6 protein-coding genes are annotated in these 6,243 nt (G+C 41.5%); 5 read left to right on the top strand and 1 reads right to left on the bottom strand.

What is annotated here, in order from left to right; all coding sequences use genetic code 11:
• Nucleotides 1-84 precede the first annotated feature (84 nt).
• Both dnaB and LC653_RS44105 read left to right on the top strand, forming a co-directional pair.
• Nucleotides 85-1,431 carry a replicative DNA helicase gene (gene dnaB, locus LC653_RS44110; protein ID WP_308189251.1) on the top strand — a complete coding sequence of 449 codons (1,347 nt, stop codon included), beginning with the start codon at nt 85-87 and terminating at the stop codon, nt 1,429-1,431.
• A complete protein-coding gene (locus LC653_RS44105) occupies nt 1,394-2,197 on the top strand; it encodes a hypothetical protein (RefSeq protein WP_229501565.1) in 804 nt (267 codons plus the stop codon). The genes dnaB and LC653_RS44105 overlap by 38 nt, the downstream gene beginning before the upstream one ends.
• 189 nt (nt 2,198-2,386) lie before the next feature.
• On the opposite strand, the gene LC653_RS44100 is transcribed toward LC653_RS44105, so the two are convergent.
• Nucleotides 2,387-2,806, bottom strand: coding sequence for an aminotransferase class V-fold PLP-dependent enzyme (locus tag LC653_RS44100; RefSeq protein WP_308189250.1), 420 nt, complete (start codon nt 2,804-2,806; stop codon nt 2,387-2,389).
• 317 nt (nt 2,807-3,123) lie between these two features.
• Here LC653_RS44100 and LC653_RS44095 point away from each other — a divergent pair, with 317 nt between their 5' ends.
• Genes LC653_RS44095 through LC653_RS44085 form a run of 3 tightly spaced genes read left to right on the top strand, consistent with a single transcriptional unit; the run spans nt 3,124 to nt 6,145 of the window.
• A complete protein-coding gene (locus LC653_RS44095) occupies nt 3,124-3,951 on the top strand; it encodes a DUF4007 family protein (protein WP_221704727.1) in 828 nt (275 codons plus the stop codon).
• Complete coding sequence (locus tag LC653_RS44090; protein ID WP_229501567.1) at nt 3,948-4,430, top strand: hypothetical protein; 483 nt, start codon at nt 3,948-3,950, stop codon at nt 4,428-4,430. Before LC653_RS44095 ends, LC653_RS44090 begins: the two co-directional genes overlap by 4 nt.
• Nucleotides 4,427-6,145: a DUF6079 family protein gene (locus LC653_RS44085; RefSeq protein WP_229501564.1), complete on the top strand. Its 1,719-nt coding sequence runs from the start codon at nt 4,427-4,429 to the stop codon at nt 6,143-6,145. The genes LC653_RS44090 and LC653_RS44085 overlap by 4 nt, the downstream gene beginning before the upstream one ends.
• Nucleotides 6,146-6,243 lie beyond the last annotated feature (98 nt).

Genomic DNA, 6,243 nt, shown 5'->3' with positions numbered 1-6,243 from the left:
TATATTTGATTACTTCTCAATATTTCCGACATAGCAGCGCCTGTATTGTTCACAGTCTTCAAGGAATTTCAAAAATCTCAGCAAATCAGAGCATTTTTCTCTCACCAGAGACATAAAAGAGCGTTAGGCGGTATCATGCTTGACCCAGAAGCAATTGGTAGAGTCAGCGATCGCTTAATTCCCGAAGCCTTTTACATTAGCGCCCATAAAGATATCTATCAAGCCGTGCAGCGCCTTTATTGCTCTGGTAAACCCACTGATTTACTCACAGTTACAGCTTGGCTTACTGACCACGATTTACTAGTCCGTATCGGTGGGAGAAATAAATTAGCAACTCTGGTAGACCGCACAGTGTCAGCTGTCAACATTGACACTTTAGCCGAGTTGGTGATGGACAAATTCGCGCGTAGACAGTTAATCAAGGCTGGAAATGAAATTGTACATCTGGGTTACGAGACAGAAACTGAGTTACCACAAATCCTTGACCAATCAGAACAGAAAATTTTCCAATTATCTAATCAAACCCTATCTTCAAACACTGAACATAACAGCACGATTAACGTTGCTGCTTACGAGGATTTAAATTCAGGAAACCCCATTTACCCTACAGGACTTCATGAACTCGATAATTTGATGGTGGGATTTGAAAGCGGCACACTCACCATAGTTGCGGGTAGGCCATCAATGGGGAAGTCCCAAATTGCGCTGTTTCTTGCCCTCCAAATGATACTACTCCACAATCTACCTGTGGTCATCTTCTCTTTGGAGATGACAAAGAAACAATTGGAATACAGGCTGTGGAGTTTAATTAGTATTACCAATGCCTATAAGCATTTAGAGTTAACGCCACTAAAAAGCGATCGCATACGCAGACATCGCTCAGGTAATAAACCCCTAGCAGACTGGGAATTTATAAGCATTGCCAAAATCGTCGGTGTTGCTTCAGAATTACCGCTGTACATGAATGACTCAAGGGGCATCACCGTTTCACAAATTGCGTCTGAATGCCGTCAAATTAAGGCCAAAGAGGGAAAACTGGGGTTAGTTGTAGTTGATTACCTGCAAATGATGGCAGAGGATTCTGGAGGGAACCGCAGCTATGAACTGGGAGATGTGGCCAGAGGACTTTACAAAATGGCAGGGGAACTGGATGTACCCGTGTTAGCACTGTCGCAAATCTCTAGGGGAGTTGAGGGCAGACAGAATAAGCGCCCAATGATGAGCGACCTCAGCCAGTCAGGAATTTTAGAAATGGTGGCAGACAATATTATTCTCGCTTACCGCGATGAGTACTACAACCCAGACACTACAGATCAAGGAATATTAGAACTCATCATGGCTAAAGCACGGCACGGTGAAACAGGCACAGCAACGGTATTTTTTGACAAGTCCTATGGAATTATCCAGAATTTGCGCTCCGGAAATATCTGAGTCCTCAAACTGCTGTCAAAACCATCCGCCTCCTGTATCGGAACTTTTACTGGGGGGTATTGATAATAGCCCTAGTAAAAACTCTGAACAAATAGAGATATCCCTAAGTATTGATAGCCCTAGTAAAAAGCCTGAACAAATAGAAATACCCCCAAGTATTGACAACCCTAGTAAAAAGCGCAGAAATTGGGGTGAGGGTAACGGCACTATTCATTGGCGCACCATTACTAGGGGTGGAAAGGACTATCCCCAGGCTTATTATCATTGGCAGGAAAAAGGGAGAAAGAAGACCAAGTACATTCCAAAGCATTTACTGGGAGTTATTCAAGAAGCAGAGTTCAAGAAGCGCCCAATTAGAGAAATTTTGACATTACTGGGTGTTGTACCTAGCCCTAGTAAAAACACATTACTGGGGGATATCGAAAATAACCCTAGTAATGATGTCGAGCAGTCAGAAATACCCCCTAGTAAAAATAACCCTAGTAAAGATGTCGAACAGTCAGAGATACCCCCCAGTAAAGATAACCCTAGTAAAACTAGACGACACAAAGGATTAGGTAGTGGCTCCATTCAGTGGAAAACCATCACCCTTCACGGCAAAGATTATCCCCAAGCTTGGTATCACTATGAGTTTTGGAAGGATGGCGATCGCCTTGTTAAAAAATGCAAGTACATTCCAAAACGGTTATTAGAGAGAATAGAGAAGCTAGAAGCAGACAAAGCCCCAGTTAGAGAGATTTTGTCAATATTGCGAGTAAAATTATAGAAAAACCTCATAAAAAGCGTGCAAATCGTAAATACCTGGTAAGTCTACTACAGGTTTACAATAATTATTATTTGTACTTAAATTTATGTCACCTGTAAATTCAACTATTGATAAGCCATTGAACCTATTCCAATGTCCTCATCGTCTACATCGTACTGCAACCCTGAGGTGCAGAGTGCTTTAGCTCTATTAACTGCTAAAGTATGTTGTTAAGTCAATCAGTTCAGCTAATCCTTTTTTCGCTAGTGCATAACAGGTATCTAAAACTGCTTTGTGTTCAATTGGTAAGACAGCAATGCAAAGCCTGGTTTTATTAGTGGTTTTTTCAAGGATGCTGCCTTGAATAGCTAAATTGATGCTTTCAGTGGCTCCTGATGTAAAAACTATCTCTTTTGGTGAAGCTCTAATTAATTTAGCTACATGAATAGCTGCTTGAGAAACCGCTTGTTCTGCTTCATCGCCATAGCTATGATCGATGCTGCTAGCGTTACCGAATGCTTTGGTCATGTAGTGCAACATCAATTCTGCAACCCGCTTATCAACTGGGGTTGTTGAGTGGCAGTCGAGATAAATAGGATAATTTTGACTGGGTGTATCAGTAGGCAGCAACGAGTTAATGACTACTCCTAACTTGAGAATGATAAGTAAATGCGCTTACATTAGAATCATACTTTGAAATTGTAGCGCTAAACCTGCTCAATCCGTATGCTTTTGTGGCTTGCTGCTATAAGCATGGTAAGCAGTAGGAGGGTGAAGCATAACTAGGCGCACCGCGACCGAATTACGTCCGTTGCAAGCATGGCGATAGCTAAGCGCGGCAATCTCAAAACTTGATTTTACGTCTTCAGTGCGTAAGTCTTGAACTATATGTATTGGCGCAAATTTCTGTTTTGGAAATAAACCATTAAAAGCAAAAGGTGTAACTCTTGGCAAAAACAATAGGTTTTTATCAAAATTTTAATTTAGATTTGAAACGTCTAAGCGCAGCTTTACAATGCGTTGAGACTCAGCCTGAACTGGGTCATGATGCTTTGGCGACTTGTATGGCTGTTAATCGGCCTGTTGCAGAAGGATTTTCCGCGTGGTTACGTCATACGGGTTTAGCAACGCTAGGAGAACAACGTCAACGGGGACGAAGCTACGAACTAACACCCTTTGGCAAGTTAGCTTTTAATTACGACCCAAATTTAACAGACTTGGGGACGCAATGGATACTGCATTATTATTTATCCACGAAACACACTGAATGTTCTCAAGCGTGGCGTGTTCTGATGAATGAATTTCTTTCACCTGGCTTGAGTTTCACTGCTGAACAATTTACTTCGTATTTTGCCAGTGTTATGGGGGATGAAGTTAAAAATCGCTCCGCACTAAAAAAAGACCCTTCCACAGCTATTAGTACATACATACGCCCGCAAGGGTTTAGCAAATTAGGGATTTTAGGTAAAGAAAAAACCACCATCAGCGTAGCTTCCCCTAATTTCCCACAAATTTTGGTAATAGGGTATGTGTTATTTGATTGGTGGCGGCGTCATTACAATCAAACGAATACTTTAAGCTTCCCCCAATTGTGTAAGGAAGAAGGTAGCCTGGGGCATATTTGCCAAGCTTCGGAGCCACAGGTGCGTCAGTTTGTCAGCGAATTAACAGGTTTGGGCTGTTTAAGTTTTTCACAAACACAACACGAGCCAGTCAACCGACTGTATTTGGAACCACCACACCTGTTACTAGAACGTTACTACAGCCAGCGATGAAATTTGATACTTTGCTTGATTCACTTGAGAAACAAGTCCGCTTGGTATGTAGTCAGCAAGCTCGATACCGCGTTCTCTGGGTTATTGGAAAGCCCCGTTCTGGAAAAACTTCCCTTTGCCGATCGCTTTGTAGCCGTACTGGTTGGAAATATATCAACTTTACACTTGACCCTGACTTTTTAGAAAATCTGATTGGACGGGAAGAAACCTATCGTCCGGAAGATTTTTTGGGAATATTAAAATTAGTATGTAATGATACTGCGGCTGAGTTTGTTGTGGTTGATGAGATTGAACCTTTGTTAGGTTGGTGGACTCCGCAACAGCAAGAGGTGTTTTTTAGGCAAGTTGGGCGTGCTACCGATTTGCGGACTGGTGTGGTGTTGATAACTCGCAAGCACGCAAAGTTAGAGTTAGGGAAAATACTGTCTGGAATGAGTCAAAATCATATATTTGAGATGTCAGAGGAAATACTGCTATGACACGAAGGATGGGGGAGTTAGTTGGAGTACAAGGTGGATTTAAACCTTCCGTCCAACTACCGAATGACTTTTTTGATCAGGAACAGAACCGCCACTTCGTTGAAAACTATATCCCTACTCCAGAAATTCTCGACATCTTTATGAGTGTTCGGGATAGTCTGCAATCTAATTCCGAACAACGCGCCCGTTCTTTTGTCGGTACTTACGGCACGGGTAAATCTGATTTGATGTTGATGATTGCAAATTATATCACACGCTCTGCCGACGACCCACTTTTAAAACCATTTTTTCAGAAACTACGGCTTTTGAATGATTCAAAAGCAAAAGCCATATATGATGCTCGCTTAGAAAAACCACCTTTTTTACTTGTACTTTTACAAGCAGATACAGCCATTACTTTTAATAGTTTTGTGTTGCGTGGTTTAGCTGATGCTCTTGAGGAAAATAATTTAGAAGATTTACTGGGTAATACTTATTATCAAGCGGCTTTAAATCAGATTGAAACATGGGAAAGTGATTATCCTGATATCATTCAGCGATTATCAGATATTTTAGAAAATGATTATCGTCGGACATTAAATCAACTCAAAAATGAGTTAAAAAGCCCCCGTGCTGACTCAGCTTTAGGTATTTTCCGTCCCGCAGCTCAAAAAGCTAGTGGCACACCTTTTCAACCAAATGCTGTGATTGAAAGACCATCAGAAGCGTTTTTTGAAGTGGCGCAAAAGCTGGTAGAAGCAGGTGAATATAGTGGGATTTTTGTGATTGCGGATGAGTTTACACATTTGCTACAAAAACTGGGTGAGTCTTCAACCGCAGTTGTGGACACGAAAGGTATTGATAATTTAGCAGAAGCTGCTGGGCGTTCTGGAAGAAATCAACTGCATTTTTATGTAGTTAGTTTACAAAGTTTTGCCAGCGCCCAAGGTAGCACTCAGGAAGCACAAGCCGCGTTGGAACGCAGTGGTGGACGTTTCCTTCAAAATGAGTTGCGATCGCAAAACACGGAAGAATTGATAAGTGCTTCCATTGCTAAACTTATCCCCAGCGAGCGTTTGTTTGATAATGCTCAAGCACAGCAAGACGACTTACTCACCTTAGCTATGGGCTTATGGGGGAATCGTGCTACTGCTAGCAGTAGTCGTGAATGGCTATTAGAGAAGGTAGTACAAGGTTGTTTTCCATTACACCCATTAACTACTTATTGTTTACCAAGATTAAACGCCGTTCTCGCACAAAACGAACGCACAATGTTTAGATTCATCTGGGATGATGAGCGGGGTTTAAAGCGCTTTGTTTCCCAAGCGAGTGCGGAAGTTTCCAATGGATGGATAAGCTTATTATCATTAGATAATTTATTTGTATATTTTGAAAGTACGCTGCAAGAAAAGCGTCCAGATTTATTACAAGCTTATAAAGAAGCTAGTCAAAATTTGTCACCAGAACAAATAGAAAGCGGAATAGAAGGACGTTTACTACGTGCTTTATTAATGTTAGATGTTGCTAGTAGTGGTGGTGCAAATTTACAAGCAGACCAACAATTATTGCGTCACGCCCTTGGTTTGCCCCTGAAACAAATTTCGGAGGTAGATGCTGCACTCAAAGAACTAGGAGAAGCAGGTATTGCATACGCTTCCCAAAATGGATATTACCAACTAGTCAAACCAGGCCGCGCACATCCTTTAGAACTGGAGTTTAGACTAAAAGCGATATGAGAGAACGCAAATCAAATGGAATTAGAGATTAAAAATATTATCTTGTCAGCCTCAAAGTATCCGCGACCTTTAATAATTATGTAGTATATCTGCCCCAG

The organism is Nostoc mirabile CHAB5784 (assembly GCF_020829645.1).
GTDB lineage: Bacteria > Cyanobacteriota > Cyanobacteriia > Cyanobacteriales > Nostocaceae > Nostoc > Nostoc mirabile.
Note: the sequence above shows the minus strand (reverse complement) of the source record. Positions and strands in the feature narration are given on the sequence as shown.